This window comes from Deltaproteobacteria bacterium, assembly GCA_016183235.1.
Classification (GTDB): domain Bacteria; phylum UBA10199; class UBA10199; order DSSB01; family JACPFA01; genus JACPFA01.
This window is the reverse complement of record JACPFA010000046.1, coordinates 1-16,282: the sequence shown is the minus strand read 5'-3', so window position 1 is coordinate 16,282 and position 16,282 is coordinate 1. Positions and strand designations below refer to the sequence as shown.

Annotated in this window: 17 protein-coding genes; 10 read left to right on the top strand and 7 right to left on the bottom strand. The window is 43.8% G+C overall.

Features of this window, described 5'->3' with window-relative positions; translation table 11 throughout:
* Positions 1–46 precede the first annotated feature (46 nt).
* Entirely contained in the window at positions 47–2,098 is a 2,052-nt protein-coding gene (gene priA / locus HYU97_11600) for a primosomal protein N' (GenBank protein MBI2337393.1), read from the top strand.
* 152 nt (positions 2,099–2,250) lie between these two features.
* Here the strand turns inward: priA and HYU97_11595 are convergent, their stop codons facing one another.
* Both HYU97_11595 and HYU97_11590 read right to left on the bottom strand, forming a co-directional pair.
* Positions 2,251–2,460, bottom strand: a complete 210-nt coding sequence (locus HYU97_11595) for a hypothetical protein (protein MBI2337392.1) — start codon at positions 2,458–2,460, stop codon at positions 2,251–2,253.
* Positions 2,453–2,746, bottom strand: coding sequence for a BrnT family toxin (locus HYU97_11590; protein ID MBI2337391.1), 294 nt, complete (start codon positions 2,744–2,746; stop codon positions 2,453–2,455). The genes HYU97_11595 and HYU97_11590 overlap by 8 nt, the downstream gene beginning before the upstream one ends.
* A 214-nt stretch (positions 2,747–2,960) precedes the next feature.
* On the opposite strand from HYU97_11590, the gene def reads away from it, so the two are divergent.
* Genes def through HYU97_11575 form a run of 3 tightly spaced genes read left to right on the top strand, consistent with a single transcriptional unit; the run spans position 2,961 to position 5,075 of the window.
* On the top strand, positions 2,961–3,506 hold the full coding sequence (gene def / locus HYU97_11585; GenBank protein ID MBI2337390.1) for a peptide deformylase: 546 nt from the start codon (positions 2,961–2,963) through the stop codon (positions 3,504–3,506).
* On the top strand, positions 3,503–4,456 hold the full coding sequence (locus tag HYU97_11580; GenBank protein ID MBI2337389.1) for a methionyl-tRNA formyltransferase: 954 nt from the start codon (positions 3,503–3,505) through the stop codon (positions 4,454–4,456). Before def ends, HYU97_11580 begins: the two co-directional genes overlap by 4 nt.
* The gene (locus HYU97_11575; GenBank protein ID MBI2337388.1) at positions 4,422–5,075 is read left to right on the top strand and encodes a ribulose-phosphate 3-epimerase; all 654 of its coding nucleotides are present in this window, start codon (positions 4,422–4,424) and stop codon (positions 5,073–5,075) included. Before HYU97_11580 ends, HYU97_11575 begins: the two co-directional genes overlap by 35 nt.
* A 246-nt stretch (positions 5,076–5,321) precedes the next feature.
* On the opposite strand, the gene HYU97_11570 is transcribed toward HYU97_11575, so the two are convergent.
* Together HYU97_11570 and HYU97_11565 are read right to left on the bottom strand one after the other, a co-directional pair.
* Positions 5,322–6,215: a 1-acyl-sn-glycerol-3-phosphate acyltransferase gene (locus HYU97_11570; protein ID MBI2337387.1), complete on the bottom strand. Its 894-nt coding sequence runs from the start codon at positions 6,213–6,215 to the stop codon at positions 5,322–5,324.
* Positions 6,216–6,257: 42 nt separating this feature from the next.
* Positions 6,258–6,542, bottom strand: coding sequence for a hypothetical protein (locus HYU97_11565; GenBank protein ID MBI2337386.1), 285 nt, complete (start codon positions 6,540–6,542; stop codon positions 6,258–6,260).
* Between the two features lie 94 nt (positions 6,543–6,636).
* Here HYU97_11565 and HYU97_11560 point away from each other — a divergent pair, with 94 nt between their 5' ends.
* Positions 6,637–8,460: a thioredoxin domain-containing protein gene (locus tag HYU97_11560; protein MBI2337385.1), complete on the top strand. Its 1,824-nt coding sequence runs from the start codon at positions 6,637–6,639 to the stop codon at positions 8,458–8,460.
* 1 nt (position 8,461) lies between these two features.
* On the opposite strand, the gene HYU97_11555 is transcribed toward HYU97_11560, so the two are convergent.
* From HYU97_11555 to HYU97_11545, 3 genes are all read right to left on the bottom strand, one after another.
* Positions 8,462–10,204: a hypothetical protein gene (locus tag HYU97_11555; GenBank protein MBI2337384.1), complete on the bottom strand. Its 1,743-nt coding sequence runs from the start codon at positions 10,202–10,204 to the stop codon at positions 8,462–8,464.
* 228 nt (positions 10,205–10,432) lie between these two features.
* Positions 10,433–11,044 carry a septum formation protein Maf gene (gene maf, locus HYU97_11550; protein MBI2337383.1) on the bottom strand — a complete coding sequence of 204 codons (612 nt, stop codon included), beginning with the start codon at positions 11,042–11,044 and terminating at the stop codon, positions 10,433–10,435.
* Entirely contained in the window at positions 11,041–12,078 is a 1,038-nt protein-coding gene (locus HYU97_11545; GenBank protein MBI2337382.1) for a tRNA-dihydrouridine synthase, read from the bottom strand. The genes maf and HYU97_11545 overlap by 4 nt, the downstream gene beginning before the upstream one ends.
* A gap of 82 nt (positions 12,079–12,160) precedes the next feature.
* Here HYU97_11545 and HYU97_11540 point away from each other — a divergent pair, with 82 nt between their 5' ends.
* From HYU97_11540 to HYU97_11520, 5 genes are all read left to right on the top strand, one after another.
* The gene (locus tag HYU97_11540; protein ID MBI2337381.1) at positions 12,161–12,601 is read left to right on the top strand and encodes a hypothetical protein; all 441 of its coding nucleotides are present in this window, start codon (positions 12,161–12,163) and stop codon (positions 12,599–12,601) included.
* Between the two features lie 884 nt (positions 12,602–13,485).
* Positions 13,486–14,163, top strand: a complete 678-nt coding sequence (locus HYU97_11535; GenBank protein MBI2337380.1) for a DUF4215 domain-containing protein — start codon at positions 13,486–13,488, stop codon at positions 14,161–14,163.
* Positions 14,163–14,771 carry a bifunctional phosphoserine phosphatase/homoserine phosphotransferase ThrH gene (thrH, locus tag HYU97_11530; protein MBI2337379.1) on the top strand — a complete coding sequence of 203 codons (609 nt, stop codon included), beginning with the start codon at positions 14,163–14,165 and terminating at the stop codon, positions 14,769–14,771. Before HYU97_11535 ends, thrH begins: the two co-directional genes overlap by 1 nt.
* A 323-nt stretch (positions 14,772–15,094) precedes the next feature.
* The gene (locus HYU97_11525; protein MBI2337378.1) at positions 15,095–15,418 is read left to right on the top strand and encodes a hypothetical protein; all 324 of its coding nucleotides are present in this window, start codon (positions 15,095–15,097) and stop codon (positions 15,416–15,418) included.
* A gap of 552 nt (positions 15,419–15,970) precedes the next feature.
* The coding region (locus tag HYU97_11520) for a hypothetical protein (GenBank protein MBI2337377.1) at positions 15,971–16,282 on the top strand (312 nt) is incomplete at its 3' end.

The following is a 16,282-nucleotide window of genomic DNA, read 5'->3' as shown; positions in this document are numbered from 1 at the left end:
TAAAAACAAATGGTTAAAGATTTGACTCATCCGACGGCGCAGGGATATGAATGAATTGCGCCTTTTAGCAAGGGAAAAATTTTTCATGAAAAATCATCAAAGTTTTGCCAGCGTGGCTTTACCTATCCCCAAATTTAAACGTTTCCATTATGGGATCAGTTCAGCCGATGCTCCCAAGATTCAGGCAGGGTCTATCGTGCAGGTGAGTTTTGGCCGAAAATCTTCGATTGGTTGGGTAGAAGAAATTTTATCCCACGCGCCAGTGGGTGATTTTGAAATCAAAAATATTCAAAGCAATTTTCAAGAATTAGTTTTGCCTCCAGGGCTGCATCGTCTTTTGAAATGGGCCAGTCACTATTATTTAACTCCGGCCGGAGAAGTTTTTAAATCCGCTCTACCCTCAAGCCTTATTCAGGGTAAGTTGAGTAAGGGCGCTCGTTCCCGCGTTATTGAGTTTGAGCCTGGTTTTGAAAAATCCATCGAGATTCAACTCAACAAAGATCAGCAACAAGCCTTTGCTGAAATTTCTAAACACTTTCATCAATTTTATCCGGTTTTATTACAAGGGATTACGGGAAGCGGAAAAACCGAAGTCTATTTGCATTTGGCAAAACATTGTCTTGCCCAAAAAAAATCGGCTTTAATTTTAGTACCCGAGATTGCGTTAACCCCGCAGGCCATCGGGCGATTCTGCGAAATGTTGGGCAATCCTATTGTACCTTATCACTCTAACCTTAGCGACGCTCAGCGCTTGAAAATATGGTGGCAAGTTTATCAAGGGAACCCAGCAGTTGTTGTGGGGACTCGTTCAGCGGTCTTTCTACCTTTTCAAAATTTAGGGTTGATCGTAGTCGATGAAGAACAAGATGCAAGCTACAAACAAGAAGAACGGTTTCGTTATCAGGGGCGGGATGTGGCGGTGATGCGCGCCCATTTAGAAAAAATTCCTATTGTGTTGGGTTCGGCAACGCCTGCGGTTGAAACTCTTTATAATGTGGAAAAAGGGAAATACAAAATTCAACGACTTAACACTCGTGCCACGAGGGGGGTTTTGCCCCAAGTGGAGATTGTCGATTTGACCAAGGTATCGTGGGATCAAGATAGCTTTTTAAGCGCGCCCTTAATCGAACAATTAAAAGTTTGTTTATCGCGCGATGAGCAGGCCATTTTATTTATTAATCGGCGCGGGTTTGCCAACTTTTTATTATGCGCCCACTGTGGGTTTGCGGTTCATTGCCCCAATTGTGATGTGAGTTTGGTTTATCACCGTGGGCAAACTTTAAAATGTCATTATTGTGAGTTAAGCTACCCACGCCCCGAGGTCTGTCCGCAATGTGGAAAAACAGAACTGCTGCTTATAGGTAGCGGCACTCAACGTATTGAAGATCGCTTAACCGAGCTCTTTCCCAACGCTCGGGTTGCGAGACTCGATCGTGACACCATGGGAAAAAAGGGCCAAGGCCAAAAAATCCTCGCTGATTTTTTAAATCGAAAAATCGATGTATTGGTGGGTACTCAATTGGTCATCAAAGGCCACGACTTCCCCTATCTTACTTTAGTAGGGGTTCTGTTGGCAGATCAGTCAATCAACATGGGTGATTTTCGTGCCCACGAACGTACTTTTCAGATGCTAACTCAAGTGGCCGGTCGCGCAGGCAGACATCATTTGCCAGGTCGGGTGATGATTCAAACTTTCAACCCCGAGCATTCCAGCATTCAATATGCAGTTAAACAAGACCCCGATCATTTTTACGAGAATGAAAAAGTTTATCGACAAGAATTGTTTTACCCGCCGTTTAGTAAAATTGTTTTACTACGCTTTAGCTCAAACCAACGCGAGAAAGCCTGCGAAGTTTCCAAAAAAGCGCGTTTAGAAATCGAAAATTTTTTGAAACCATCTGATCAAGTTAACCTGCTTGGCCCTGCAGCATGCATCATTGAGCGATTGCGCAATAAATATCGATGGCAGTTAATGCTTAAACTACACCATTGGCAAGCCGTACATTCTAAATTAATGAATTGGCTTATTGAATTTGAAGGGCGCTTACCATCAGGGGTGCAGATGGCAGTTGATGTGGATCCACTAAACACCCTGTGAGAAAATTCATTAGACCTCTTGCATAACCTACTGCGCGACCCAATGACTTCGTTGGGTCACCCCAAAATCCTCACGTATTTTCATATACGCTGCGGTTTTGGGGCCCCGCCCCGCCTTGTCCTTGGGTCGCTCGCTACGGTCCTGCAAGAGGTCTATTTGGAGATTTCTGTTTTTAGGCGCTCGTGGATCCAAATTTTTAGTAAGGGTTGCCTAGAGACACCAACCTTTTGGGCAATAGAGTCGATTTGTTGGATGATTTCCGCCGGTAAATCTAGATTAATCTTTTTGATCAATGGTTTTTTCAATACCCCTCTAGTTGAAAATTCATGAGATAAATCAGTCGCCTCTAAGGCCTCATCCATTGCCTGGGTCGTCTTGAATTTTTTTGAAAAAGACTTTTTCTTCATTTTTACTTGCCCTCCGTACTGAGATTAGGCGAATTTTATTGCCTCGTTTTGTCCAAATAGCAACGTAGATGATTTCTCTTATCCATCCCATGGTTGCGTGTCTTATTTCCTCTTCTGTCGAATAGGCGATGTTTTTGACTTCTAAATGGACACCTTCCCAAATTAAACTTGCTTCCTCGAAAGAAACACCGTGTTTCTTTTGGTTTTGACTGTTTTTGATAGGATCCCACTCAAAATTCATACTTAATATATACTTAATTTATATCTTTTTCAAGGTTATTTTAGAGTTCAATAGGAATTGATTAGCAAGTACTGTGCCAGGGCTATCTCCTCAAAACTAATAGAGATAGATAAGGGAGGAGATTCATTTTCGGACAACAGAGAATGATTTTTGAACTTTCGTTCGTATAGGAGAAGGAGTTTATTTTTTAATCCTGCCATGATAGAGAATATTTATGATTCTCCCTATTTTAATTTTAGGCGATAAAAGATTGCGGACTCGTTCGGAGCAGGTAAAGTTCACGGAGGTTGATGCCAATTTCCGTAAATTAGTGGATGATATGTTCGAGACCATGTATACGGCGCCGGGCGTGGGTTTGGCGGCGGTGCAAGTGGGGGTGCTTAAGCGATTTATGGTGCTTGATGTGGCCTATCGTCAGAATGAAGATGGCAAATTAAAAGCGCGAGAACCACACGTGATTATCAATCCCGAAATTATGAAAAGTGAAGGGGAAGTTATTTGGGAAGAAGGTTGTTTGTCGTGTCCTGAACTCATTGTTCCTATGAAACGAAAGAAAAAAGTTATTTTGAAATATTGGGACCTTGAAGGTAAAGAGCAGCAATTAGCGGGTGAAGATTTATTGGCCGTGGCCTTTCAACATGAAATCGATCACATGGATGGCAAATTGATCGTAGATGCTTTAAGCCCATTGAAGCGAGATTTATACGTGAAGCAGCTCAAAAAAGAGGGAAAGGGTTTTCAAGGCCCAATCGTAAGATGAATCAACCCAAAATTGTTTATCTTGGTTCACCCGAAATTGCAGTGCCTTGTTTAGAGGCCTTGCATCGCATGAATTTTCCTATTTTAGAGGTGTGGTGCCAGCCTGACAAACCCCAGGGCCGCGGGCAAAAAATCGATAGCCCGGCGGTTAAAATCAAGGCCATTGAATTAGGTTTGCCGGTATTCCAACCTTCTAAAGTTGATCAAACCTGTCTTAGCCACCTGCAACAATTAAAACCTGATGTGATCGTGGTGGTGGCTTATGGGCATAGGCTCCCCAATGAGGTGATTCGAATGCCAGAGCTTGGTTGTATTAATGTTCACTTTTCTTTGTTGCCCCGTTGGCGAGGTGCCGCTTGTGTTGCTCAGGCTATTCTTAATGGTGATGCTGAGACGGGTGTTTCGACCATGTTCATTCAAGAAGGCCCAGTTGATTCAGGCCCCATTTTGTTGCAAAAATCGCTTTCGATTTTACCAGAAGACACCACCCAAAGTTTATCGCTACGTTTAGCGACACTGGCCCCAGAAATTTTACTAAAAACCTTAGCTGGATTGTTGGCAAAGACCCTTGTGTTTAAGGCTCAAGATGAAAACCACATAACCTACGCCCCTAAAATTAAAAAAGAAGATGGCAAAATTAATTGGCAACAAGATTGTCGAAAGATCTATCATTTAGTGAGGGCCATGTTTCCTTGGCCCGGGGCCTTTAGTTTTTTTAAAAATAAGAAAGTGATTTTGAATCAAGTCACTTTATGCCAAGATAGAAACCTGGGTTCCATTGCACCAGGTGTTTTGAAGTGGGTCAAAAATCAAGGTTTGTGGGTAGCTTGTAACCCAGGGTTTTTAAAAATAGAAAAGATTCTTCCAGAAGGGAAAAGAGAAATGAGTGGGGAAGAATTTGCGCGCGGATATTGTCATGAAAAAAATAGCACCTTCCATTTTGTCAGCTGATTTTAGCCGCTTGGGTGAAGAGGTCAAGGCCGTTGAGTTGGCCGGTGCCGACTTATTGCACCTTGATGTCATGGATGGCCACTTTGTTCCCAATATCACCATGGGGCCAATCATGGTTGCCGCCGTTCGCCGGGTAACCAAGCTCCCTTTAGATACGCACCTGATGATTGAACATCCCGAAAAATATGTTGAAGCATTTATTCAAGCCGGCTCCGATATGGTTTCAGTGCATCAGGAGGCCTGTGGTGATTTGGCCGTGGTTCTTAAACAAATTAAAAAACTTGGGGTTAAAGCGGGTGCTGTGATCAACCCAGCGACACCGGTTAAAACTCTTTTAACTGTTTTGGATTTGGTGGATTATGTCTTGGTCATGACCGTGAACCCTGGTTTTGGTGGGCAAGAGTTTATTCGTTCAGGTTTGGTGAAAGTTCAGGAGTTGGTGAAACTGCGTCGCCAAAACAAACTGGCTTTCGAAATTGAGGTCGATGGGGGGATTAATCTCTCAACCCTAGCAGAGGCCCATGCCGCAGGGGCCGATATTTTTGTGACTGGGTCAGGGATTTTTAAATGCCCACCTTATGTGCAAACTCTACAGCAGATGAGAACTAGAATAGAATAGGGGTCACCCATCAGTAAATAGGGGTCACCCATTAGCCCCTGCGGTCAAGAGAAAAAATAGCAAAAATAGGGGTCAAGTCTTGACAGTGGACAGGTTTTTTTATTGGCTTAACCTGTCCACTGTCAAGACTTGACCCCTTGGCCTTCATCTTATCAGATGATTACTTCAAAAGGATTGATGAAAAAATCCTAAGGGAACCCTTTTTTCTCTTGACCGCAGGGGCTAATGGGTGACCCCTTAGCCTTGTCAGGTAAATTCCGGCCTTGCCCGGAATGGTAAATCCCTTAGCTGATTGAGTTTGTGAGCCATGCGCCGTAGTGCCAAAATTTGGCTACGAAAGTCATTCATCATTTGAGTGAAGAGACGTGGATTTTGCAGGTCTTCTAAAGTAACCTTTTGGGGTTTGCCCCATTTCATTATGGTTTTGTGAGGTAAAATAAGGGGAAGTTTAGGAAAAACAAAATAAGGATAATGAAAGATAGGTTTGATAAATTTTTCTACGATCGTGGGATTATCGATCACCCAAAATTTTAAAGTATTTTCAATACCATCATGCCCCACCGGCACAATATGAATGTGATCAAGCTGGTGATCTTGCAGATATTTTTGGGCGATGTTTAAAAACCCTTTGTGAAATTTAATCACATAATTTTTTTGCACATAGCGTTTGATGAAATCCATCCCTTCAGGGAATACCATGATATGACCTTCTTTAAGGGCTTGTGAACCGGCTTCAATCGAAATGGGAATGCATTGCCCACTACGAAAAAATTCACGGATAAAAGGCAGCCGAAAGGCCTCTTTGTAAACTAAAACTCGCAATTTGCCTAATTGGTGAATGATAAAGAAATAACCAATTAAAGCGGCCTCTAAGGTATTGCCATGGTGGCTAATAACCATGATGTGTTCTTTTTTGGCGATTTTTTTGGCTTCTTCGTATTGGCCAAAATGTTCAACTCGAAAATAATGATCGTGAATAATTTTTAACCAATGCCGATGCAGATGATAAATTTTATCGCTTAAGGGGGTGTCGTCGTATTGGAACGAAAATAATTTTTTGAGTCTTTTTGCGGCGGGCAATAGGAAACCAACGAGTTGAGCAGAGTACCTTTGCAGGAATGAAGTTGTGGTTTCCTCCATCTTTTGCAGTCATTATACTCAAATTCAAATTTATTTCAAGAATTAAGGGTACCACGAGGGGTAAAAGTATTGAATGCCGTGGTAGTGAGATGGATCGGTGCAGTTATAGTAATGGTGAACATGCGAACCGTGGCGCACATCAACATGAGAAGGTGGTCTTCTCCACCTCCAATCACGACGGATATTGTAACTCAAAGGAAAACTGTAAGAATAATAGACCTGGATGTTGGGAGCAGAATGACTGCTGACAAATAGGTTCCTGGCATAGGCAGGAGATGCCGCTAATAATGCCAAAACCCCTAACCAAAATAATAAATGTCTCTTCATAATCTTGTCACCACCAGCTATATTGTTAAGACCATAGAAACAAAGGCCGCACAAGAGGGTATCCTCCACTTAAGAGACAATGTAGGTACTAAAAATGGGAAATGAACTCATTCATGAAAAAAGCCCCTATTTGCTTCAACATGCCCACAATCCGGTGGATTGGCGGGCGTGGAATGAAGCTACTTTGCAAGGGGCTAAACAGCATAACAGGCTGATTTTTTTAAGTATTGGCTATGCTACCTGTCATTGGTGTCATGTGATGGAACATGAGTCTTTTGAAGATCATGCAGTGGCAAAAGTACTCAATGAAAATTTTGTTTGTATCAAAGTTGACCGAGAAGAACTCCCCGATGTGGATCAAATCTATATGGATGCCGTTCATGCCATGGGGCAACGGGGTGGGTGGCCGCTTAATGTTTTTTTAACGCCGGATCTATACCCTTTCTTTGGTGGGACTTATTTCCCCAAGGCTAATTTTATAAGAGTGTTGCAAAAAATTGCCGAAAACTGGCAGCAAAATCCAGCAGAGATTAAACAGGCAGGGCGGGAGTTGGTACGCCATTTAAAAACAGATGTCATTGCGAACCCTGTCATCCCGGGCTTAGCCCCGGGATCCATGGCCGATTGCCTCCACTTAGGCTTTCAACAACTTAAAAGTTCCTACGATCCCCATTCTGGCGGCTTTAGCCTAGCCCCTAAATTCCCCACCGGAATGAAAATCAATTTTTTACTCCGTTACCACCAGCAATTTAAAGAACCCCATGCCTTAGAGATGGCGACTAAAACCCTGGAGTGCATGGCTCGTGGTGGCATTTATGATCATTTAGGGGGAGGGTTTGCTCGTTATTCAACCGATCAACGTTGGTTAGTGCCCCACTTTGAAAAAATGCTCTATGACAATGCGATCTTGGCCATAGCCTATCTTGAGGCCTATCAAGCAACTCAAGCCAAAGATTTTGCCAAGATAGCCCAAGAAACTTTGGACTATGTATTGCGAAAGCTTCACCATCCCGAGGGTGGATTTTATTGCGCTGAAGATGCCGATAGCGAAGGGGTCGAGGGTAAATTTTATGTTTGGAGTGAGCAAGAGATTCAAGCGGCGTTAACCGCAGAGGAATTTGCATTATTTAAAAAAGTTTATGGAGTGACGAAAGAAGGTAACTGGGAAGGCGAAAATATTTTAAATTTACAAAGTGAGTTTGACTGGGCCATCAAAGCAGATCCAAAATTAAAATCGGCTCAAGCAAAATTATTTCAACTGCGGGAAAAGCGTGTTCATCCTTTACGCGATGATAAAATCTTAACTTCGTGGAATGGGTTGATGATTAGTGCCATGGCCTTGGGGGCAAGGGTGTTGGGTGAAGAAAAATACCTACAAGCTGCTATTCAAGCCGCTCAATTTATTAAAACTCAACGTCATCCCGGCCCCGGAGCCGGGATCCATGATAGCGAGTTATTTCGGCGCTGGCGTGATGGTGAAGCTAAATACTTAGGCACGTTAGAAGATTATGCGTTTTTAATTTTTGGATTGCTAGAATTATATGTCACAAGTCACGATGAACAATGGTTTTCTTGGGCACTTGCGTTGCAAAAAAAACAAGACGAATTGTTTTTAGATGAAAAAAACGGGGGGTACTTTTTTTCTCGTGCCAATGATCCTCATCTCATTACTCGCAAAAAAGAAGGTTTTGATAATGCCATGCCATCGGGAAATTCAGTGGCGGCGATGAACTTGCTCAAATTTTTTGGCTATACTTGCGAAACAAAATATCAACAACAATTCGAAGGGATTATTAAAGCTTTTTACAAACAATTCTCCGAAATCCCTATCGCCTTTACAGAATTATTATTAGCTTGTCATTTTTATTTGAACCAACCTAAAAGTTGCCAAGTGCCTATGGTTCATCCCCATCCCTGAGTTACCCCGACACGACAATGCCGATCGAACGGCGGAAGGCCTCTTCGCAGGGTTCAGGGTCGGCTTGGTAAATGTTGCAATCGCGGTAATTTTCAAAACCATCATGGTCTTCATCGCCCCTTAGCTCAAGGCCAGTCTTCTTTTTGTAGATGGCGTTCATTGCGTCAAAGAAGAGTTCAAAACATGAACGTGGATTGTTTCTAGGGAAAATACTGAAACGTCGTAAAAGAAGATTGGAATTAAGGGCAACGTTATATGCAGCAACCTCGGCATCGGTTAAAAAATTTAAAGGCAAATGACGGCGTTCAAGAAAGGGTTGTTCGGAGCAATACATATAAAGGTGTTGCACGGGCGGGCGAGCGGCAATGGCGCGCACGGCAAGAATTCTTAAATCATAATCAAGGGCCCCACCAAAATCATGGTATAATTCTTGACGCAAAAGATTGATTTGATCGGGGTTCAGCCCTAAGCCTTCGAGGGTTAACCTAAAAAAGTCTTGGACGGAACGGTTCGTCTGAAAGACGCCATAGCCTGGGATCAGTTCTTGAAAGGGTGAAAAGCCATCAATCCCCCAATTTTCTTCACCGTCTAACAAGGTGTTCGAACGTATCAACCCATAGGCCCATTCATAAAGATATAAATCATCAGCATGAATAAGTGAATAGTCGTTGCCCTCAATTTCTTTAAACATCACACCAGCATGACCGCCGAAACCAAAAAAATCACCCACCGCTTCTACAGGAAGATTGATGGAACTTAACAGGGCCTTGGTTAGCATCGAACCACCCCAGCAACCATTAATAATATGATATGGAGGGCCCACCGTGGCTTCGGGGTGAAAGCGAAGATCATGATGAGGGTCAAAGTAAATAAGAATTTCTTTGGGAGTGGGGTGCCTAGGTAAGGGGATAGGGGTGCCTTGGGCATCGTATAACAGAGCACCTGCTTGGTTACGGGTGCGATAGGGCCAAATGGGTGATTGTGGGCCCATGTTATTATCGCTGGTGCCCCTTACATGAGTGAGGCGTTCGCCCAAAAATTGGCCCAAATTTAAGATGGTTTGAAGTGCGGTGGGTGCCAAAAGATCTTCGTGACTGTCATTGGGGGCTCGTAAGCTGCCGCGGGTGATTTTGTATTGTTCGGTAATGTCGAAATTAGCCATGAAGTATTGTGCCCCTAACCTTGGTTGGCTAAAACTATTTTCAAAAAGGATAGAAAGATTTTCAGGGGAATAATTTAAAATCGACCAAGGGGTCAGGTGATTGGCTTCAACATAAAGGTGCCAGGCCATTTGAGTGAGATGAAGATACTGTGAAAATTCAGGGATTAAATTAAGATGGGGGCGAGGCAAGTCGCGCATGTGGTAACAGGGGTTTTCACCGCCCTCGAGAGAACAGTTGCCAGTAAAAGGCGGCAGGCCTTGCCCATTGTTTTCTTCGTAAAAAATGAGCATCAACAAAAGGCTAGTTTTTAATTCATCATCCCATTGTGGAAAGGGGCCTTCTTGAAAAAAGACGACAGCGTTGAGTAAACGATCGCTGGTAAATAGCGGGCGATATTTTTCACTGCGATCGCCCCGTTGTTCAGGAGTTAACAGAGTATCAAAAAAAGGTACGGGGGCGGGTGGAGAAGGTGGTGGCGATGGCGAAACAATGGGAGTGGTTGTGGGTTGAGGGGTAACCGCAGCGTTAGGTGAATTGGGGGTTTGGTTTCCGCTTTGGCAAGCAATTGAAAAAATAAGCAAAAACACCCCTGCGGCCCTAAGGGAGTGATACCAATTTGCTTGATTTGTTTTTAAACCTAATCCCATCAACAATAGGGGGCTGCAATAAACATGCCTGGATTTTAGATTAACTTCTAAACCTATAAGCCTAGGGAATAAGCGGGCTTTCTTAAGAAAATTTTTTGCGGGCCAAATGTTTGCTCGGCAAAAGAGGGTAAAAAATACCCCCTCTCCTCAATTTGAGAGGGTTTAAAAGTTATGCAAGGTTGGGTAGTGGTTAAGGAACCCTGCATTAAAAGAGATCTTTTTTTGCTTTAGAATTTCAGCGACCTTTTGCAGGGGTAGGCCCATGGCCGATAAAAAGTCGCCTTTCACCGAGGCGATGAGCATTTCGCCTGGGCCTTCTAAAGTGCAGGCGCCGGCTTTATCAAGTGGGTTGGTCTTTTGCAGATATTCTTCTAACGTAGCATCATCATAATTTTTCATCGTCACTTGAGTGGTTTGTAAATGAGCCAGGCCCTCGTTTATTTTGGTGTCTAAAATATAAAGCCCGGTGTGAATGAGTAGCGTTTGCCCGGCCAGAGATTTTAGTATTTCACGAGCGTGGTTGAAGTCAGTGGGTTTGCCAATCTTATGATGATTGAGATCAACTAAAGTATCGCAAGCTAAGATAAGGGCATTTTTAAATTGATCAGCCAGCGATAAGGCCTTTTGTTTTGCAAACAAACTTGCTTCTTCAGGCGGCGAGAGGTGGCTTTCGCTATCTTCTTCAAATAAGGGTGCGGCTATTGTAAAATGAACATTGAGTAACGAAAGAATTTTTTGACGCGTTTCTGAGGTAGAAGCTAAAACGATTCTCATAAAAAGCTAGCCACGATTTGCTCAACCTCTTGGGAGGTGTTGCTGGTGAATAATTGACTGCGGAGTTCTTTGGCAAAGGGAAAGCCTCTCGCATACCATCCCATATGTTTACGCATTTCAAAAAAGCGATCTTTGCCTCTGACTTGTTCGTAGTATTTTGCATGGTCTAACAAAACTTCAAAGATAGCTTGGGGGTTTGGCTCTGGATTAGATCGGTTAAAGATCCATGGGTTGCCCATGACCGAGCGCCCTAGCAATACACCATGCACCCCGGTTTCAAGGATGCGTTTTTTGGCTTCATCTAGGGTTTGGATATCGCCGTTACCCAGTGCAAGCGTTGAGGTTTTTTTGATAATCTCGGCGGCTTGAGCAATGGCTTCCCAATCGGCTTGGCCTTGGTACATTTGTTTGAGGGTGCGACCATGAATGGAGATGGCGACTGGTTCTGCCTCTAACAAATGCTGCACCCAATCGGTGATAATCACTTTATCGTAACCAATGCGAGTTTTTAAAGAAACAGGAATAGCTTTGCGGGTAGTTGGCAAAGGGTGCCCAGATTTCATTTCGTCTAAAGCGGCGAGCATCTTGGGTTTAAAACTTAAAGTTCGCAAACTTTTTCCGTTAACCCAATCGGTGATTCCCTGCTTACAGGTTCGGATGATAGTTTTAGCGAGCTCAGGGGTGCGAATCAGGCCTGCCCCGCAACCACGTGCAGCCACTGATTTAGCTGGGCACCCCATGTTAATATCCAAGCCATCAAAACCCAATTCGCAAACCATGATCGCGATTTCATAAAAAATTTTAGGGTCGTTGCCATAGATTTGAGCCACAATAGGCCGCTCGATTTCAGAATAAAGAAAATCGCGCAATAAACGAGGGACACTATGGGCGAGACCATCAATACTGACAAATTCCGTAAAAATAACGTCGGGTTTGCCGTATTTTGCCGTGATGTAGCGGAAGGCCGCGTCGGTGACGCCATCCATGGGGGCAAGGCCTAGGATGGGTTGGGGGAGTTTTTGCCAAAAGTTCATGAGAAACCTATTGCGTTTTTATGATATGGGTGACTAGGGCTATTACGCCAGAAGGACAGGAATCAATAAGAAAGGTTGGATTATGAAGAGAATGAAGATTTTGGGAAGCATGCTAATCGTAGGGGCTTTTGTTAGCGGTTTATTGATCGCCTTGCCGGCCAAGGCTCAAAGCCTTTGTACTTCGGCTTGCGCGAGCCCTTCGCCATCTTATCCACCGACTTATACGCCTACTCCAATACCAACTCCGACTCCGACGGGTACGATTACAACTACACCCACGCCTACTCCAACAACACCACCGGCTGTAACCCCTACACCACCCGCACCAACTCCAACAACTCCAGCCGAACCTACGCCACCTCAAACAGCAACGAGTGCGACCAGTTCTATCCCCTTAGTCATTGAAGGCCGCTCTTGCAGTTTGTCAACCGCGTTGGTTTTGCCCCTAGGTTCTGTTTTGGGTTATGCCTCTTTACTAGGATTCAGCATCTTAGGGCTAATTTCCTTTAGGAAGCGGCGTTAGTTTCTTGACTAAACCTATCACCCTCTTTATAAAAAAGTAATTAGACTTCTTGCAAAACCTATTGCGCGATTCAATGGCTGCGTTGCGTACCCAAAAAATCCTCACGTATAAATATACGCTCCGGTTTTTTGGGACCCCCGCGCCTTGCCCTTGAACCGCTCATGACGGTTTTGCAAGAAGTCTGTCATAACGAGGGTGCCATGGTAAAAAAATCTTTTCTTATTTTCCCCATATTATTTTTTATTTTGCTTAACGGCTTTTTACATGCCGAAGGGATATTTCAACCCTTTGGCAGTGAAACCGGCCAATGGTTATTTGTGGATGATGATGGGGGCAGCCATGGTGGCGTTGGTTTAAGTTATTATTTAAATTTTAATGGGGTGAATCAATCGGCCCGTGGCACCTTATTATTGTTTGATGGAGTAGGAGTGGATGATGGGGTGGGAGATGATGATTTCGTTAATGGTTCGGGGATCGATTTGTTTGACAGTTCACCGCTAGGGCATTCGGGGATTGATTACTTGGGGGCAAGTTCGATTAGCCCACTCACTCCGGTAAGCTATCACCCTAACAATCAAAACATTTTGGTGCAGCAATATTCCTATTCAAGCGATTCACCTGGCGACGATTTTATTATTTTAGAATATCGTATTACCAATCAAAATAATTTTAACACCTCGGTTAAATTGGCCTTGGCCAATGATTTTGATGTAGATGAAAAGTCGATTGATGAACAAGCCGGCTTTGATAACACGACCAAGCTGGTTTATGTGCAAGATGCCCCACCTCGCGATCAAAATTTTACAGCCGTGGGGGTTGCGCTAGCCGCAGGGTTGTTCGACAATTTTAGAATTAATTTAGTTGATGCTCAAGGTATCCCTACGATGATCGCGCAAGGCACCGATGCTACGCGGGTAGAGTATTTTAATGGTGATACGAATCAAATCGGTGATCTTACACAAGCCACGCAAGTCGATGATTTTGAGGTAACGCTCTCTACCAATTTGGGCACCCTTGCCCCCAACAAAGGCAGCACAGTGGCATTTTGTGTTTTAGCCAGCACGGGGAATAGCCTGGCCGACAGCTTTAATAACATCCAAGGGCTAGCGATGTTGTGCGCTGATTTTTATCAACAAAGAATTAAAGTTTGTGGCAATGCCATCGTGAATTTTGCAGAAGTGTGTGACGATGGCAATACGGCCTTTGCCGATGGGTGTTCGGGGGATTGTCTTTCTGATGAAACTTGTGGCAATGGTTACGTTGATACGGCAATCGATGAGGCCTGTGACGATGGCAATACCGTCAGTGGCGATGGCTGTGTGGCCGATTGTTCTAAGTTTGAAATTTGTGGTGATGGGGTGGTTGATATGAATGAGCAATGTGATGACGGTAATGGCTCTAATCAAGACGGTTGTTCGACGGCGTGTTTGATCGACCCGGCGGTCACCGCTCCGTCATCACCAAGCCCTACCCCAACGGCTCCGGTTGGCGATGTTAATACGGCCATTCAAGGTGGTGGTTCTCCGGGTGGTGGTTGTAGCTTAAATAAGGGGTTGCCTTGATGCTGGCGTGCTTAGATTTAGAAGGGGTTTTGACTCCAGAAATATGGATCAACGTTTCTAAAAAAACGGGTATTCAAGAGCTTGCTTTAACCACCCGAGACATCCCCGACTACGATGTTTTGATGAAAAAACGGCTCAAGATTTTAAAAGAAAATAATTTAAAATTAAAAGATATCCAACAGGTGATTGCCACCATGCAGCCATTAGAGGGCGCCAAAGATTTTTTACAATGGTTGAAAAGTGAATTTCAAGTCATTATTTTGTCAGACACTTTTTATGAATTTGCTGCCCCGTTGATGAAGCAACTCGATTACCCCTGTTTGTTTTGTCACCAATTAGAAATTAATGCGAAAGGCGAGATCGCTAACTACAAACTTCGGATGCCCGATCAAAAACGCGCCTCGGTGCGGGCCTTAAAGGCGCTTAATTTTAAAGTGATTGCAGCAGGTGATTCTTACAACGATACGGCAATGTTGTTGGAGGCACATCGGGGCATTTTGTTCCGCCCCCCCCCTAATGTGATTGCCGAATTTCCACAATTTCCCGTTACCACGACTTACGCTGAATTGATTAGCCAGTTTAATCAGGCCAAGTCGCAACTACAGTAAAAAATTAAGTGCAATAGCGGTAGAGATTAATAGAAACGCAATTAACCGCGGAGCGTTTGATTTAATCATTTGCATGGATTTCCCCTACTGAAGTACCCCTAAATAGACTCTTTCCGCATTATAAAAGGGAAAATGCCTTCTGGCTAGGGCTTTTTTATTTGCCGATTTCTAATTGATTTTATTCGGAACCCTATACTATAAACCTGAAACTTACGTTTTAGTTATACCACTCCGGCTTAGCTCAGCGGTAGAGTAGGTGACTGTAAATAGGAGGCATGGTGGCTAAACGGGAGACAGGGTCTTACCAGGACCGACGTCAGTACATGATTAGAGCGGTTGCCAAGCGGAGAAAGAAAATCCGTGAAATGGCGATTGATTATAAAGGTGGCTGTTGTCGTTCTTGTGGATACAACAAGTGTCCAGAGGCCCTTGAGTTTCACCATTTAGATCCAAGTGAAAAGGACTTTGCTATTTCCCAGTATGGGCATTCCAGAAGCTGGGAGAGAGTTCAGAGAGAATTGGATAAATGTGTGATGCTCTGTGCAAATTGTCACCGTGAAATCCATGCTGGTAAGCAGCTTCTGCAGGTAACTGCAGTTGAAAAAGTGGGTGAATTCAGGGAACCCTACGTTCTCGCCAAAGAATAAGGGAATCCTGAGCCAAGCCTCCCAATATTAAAGGTGGGAGGAAGGTGCAGAGACTAGGAAGTGACGAGAAGAATAATCTTCCCCCGAGCGCCCACCATCCTATTTTTATAGAGGATGATGAGATAGTCCAGTCCGCAACGAAAGTTGTGGGGTAACTGTAATCACTTGGTCGCTGGTTCGAATCCAGCAGCCGGAGCCCTTCGACTCGCTTTGCTCGCTCAGGGCGCAAGCCCTAGAGTTAGTGAAGCGAGTTTTTTATTTTGCAAGAAGGAATTATATGACGGAGGAAAGGCAACTCATTGTAACAATTGAATTTAACGTTCCTTCGTCATGCGATTTTATGTGAAAACTGGCGATGTTCACGACCCATGAACATCAGCCTAATTGTGAACATTTTCACGAAAAGGGCCCAATTTCACGGTAGTGAAACAGAGGAATAACAGGGACTTATTACTCTGTTTAGAGTCCGAATTCCCAAGTTTAACTATTTGAATTATTTAAACCTTTACAAAAATTTCACCAAATTATAGGATTTTCACGATCGTGAAAATTATGGCTAATCGTGAAAAAAACAAGAAGAATGGCGGTCAGTTTTTTCTAAACCCAGGTTTATTTACTCAGGAGTTGAAAACCCCTGAGCGTCTTTGGATGGTTGTCTTGCTTTTGAACCAACATGAAGCCACCCCCACCATTGAGGAATTTTCCAAAATTTCTGATCTAAGCTACGGCTTCATTTCAAAGTTTGCCAACATCCTGCGCCAAGCGGGATTCTTGGCGAAAGGCCAGCGCCTTAAACTCCAAAATGCAAGGTCTCTGCTTGATATTATTCGGGATGCCTACTTCTTTGAAGCGAATCAAGTGACA

What these genes read in the sequence shown, in the direction of transcription:
- priA (MBI2337393.1), top strand. Translation starts at nt 47, where the DNA reads ATGAATGAATTGCGCCTTTTAGCAAGGGAAAAATTTTTCATGAAAAAT.
- HYU97_11595 (MBI2337392.1), bottom strand. Translation starts at nt 2,460, where the DNA reads ATGGATGAGGCCTTAGAGGCGACTGATTTATCTCATGAATTTTCAACT.
- HYU97_11590 (MBI2337391.1), bottom strand. Translation starts at nt 2,746, where the DNA reads ATGAATTTTGAGTGGGATCCTATCAAAAACAGTCAAAACCAAAAGAAA.
- def (MBI2337390.1), top strand. Translation starts at nt 2,961, where the DNA reads ATGATTCTCCCTATTTTAATTTTAGGCGATAAAAGATTGCGGACTCGT.
- HYU97_11580 (MBI2337389.1), top strand. Translation starts at nt 3,503, where the DNA reads ATGAATCAACCCAAAATTGTTTATCTTGGTTCACCCGAAATTGCAGTG.
- HYU97_11575 (MBI2337388.1), top strand. Translation starts at nt 4,422, where the DNA reads ATGAAAAAAATAGCACCTTCCATTTTGTCAGCTGATTTTAGCCGCTTG.
- HYU97_11570 (MBI2337387.1), bottom strand. Translation starts at nt 6,215, where the DNA reads ATGGAGGAAACCACAACTTCATTCCTGCAAAGGTACTCTGCTCAACTC.
- HYU97_11565 (MBI2337386.1), bottom strand. Translation starts at nt 6,542, where the DNA reads ATGAAGAGACATTTATTATTTTGGTTAGGGGTTTTGGCATTATTAGCG.
- HYU97_11560 (MBI2337385.1), top strand. Translation starts at nt 6,637, where the DNA reads ATGGGAAATGAACTCATTCATGAAAAAAGCCCCTATTTGCTTCAACAT.
- maf (MBI2337383.1), bottom strand. Translation starts at nt 11,044, where the DNA reads ATGAGAATCGTTTTAGCTTCTACCTCAGAAACGCGTCAAAAAATTCTT.
- HYU97_11545 (MBI2337382.1), bottom strand. Translation starts at nt 12,078, where the DNA reads ATGAACTTTTGGCAAAAACTCCCCCAACCCATCCTAGGCCTTGCCCCC.
- HYU97_11540 (MBI2337381.1), top strand. Translation starts at nt 12,161, where the DNA reads ATGAAGAGAATGAAGATTTTGGGAAGCATGCTAATCGTAGGGGCTTTT.
- HYU97_11535 (MBI2337380.1), top strand. Translation starts at nt 13,486, where the DNA reads ATGATCGCGCAAGGCACCGATGCTACGCGGGTAGAGTATTTTAATGGT.
- thrH (MBI2337379.1), top strand. Translation starts at nt 14,163, where the DNA reads ATGCTGGCGTGCTTAGATTTAGAAGGGGTTTTGACTCCAGAAATATGG.
- HYU97_11525 (MBI2337378.1), top strand. Translation starts at nt 15,095, where the DNA reads ATGATTAGAGCGGTTGCCAAGCGGAGAAAGAAAATCCGTGAAATGGCG.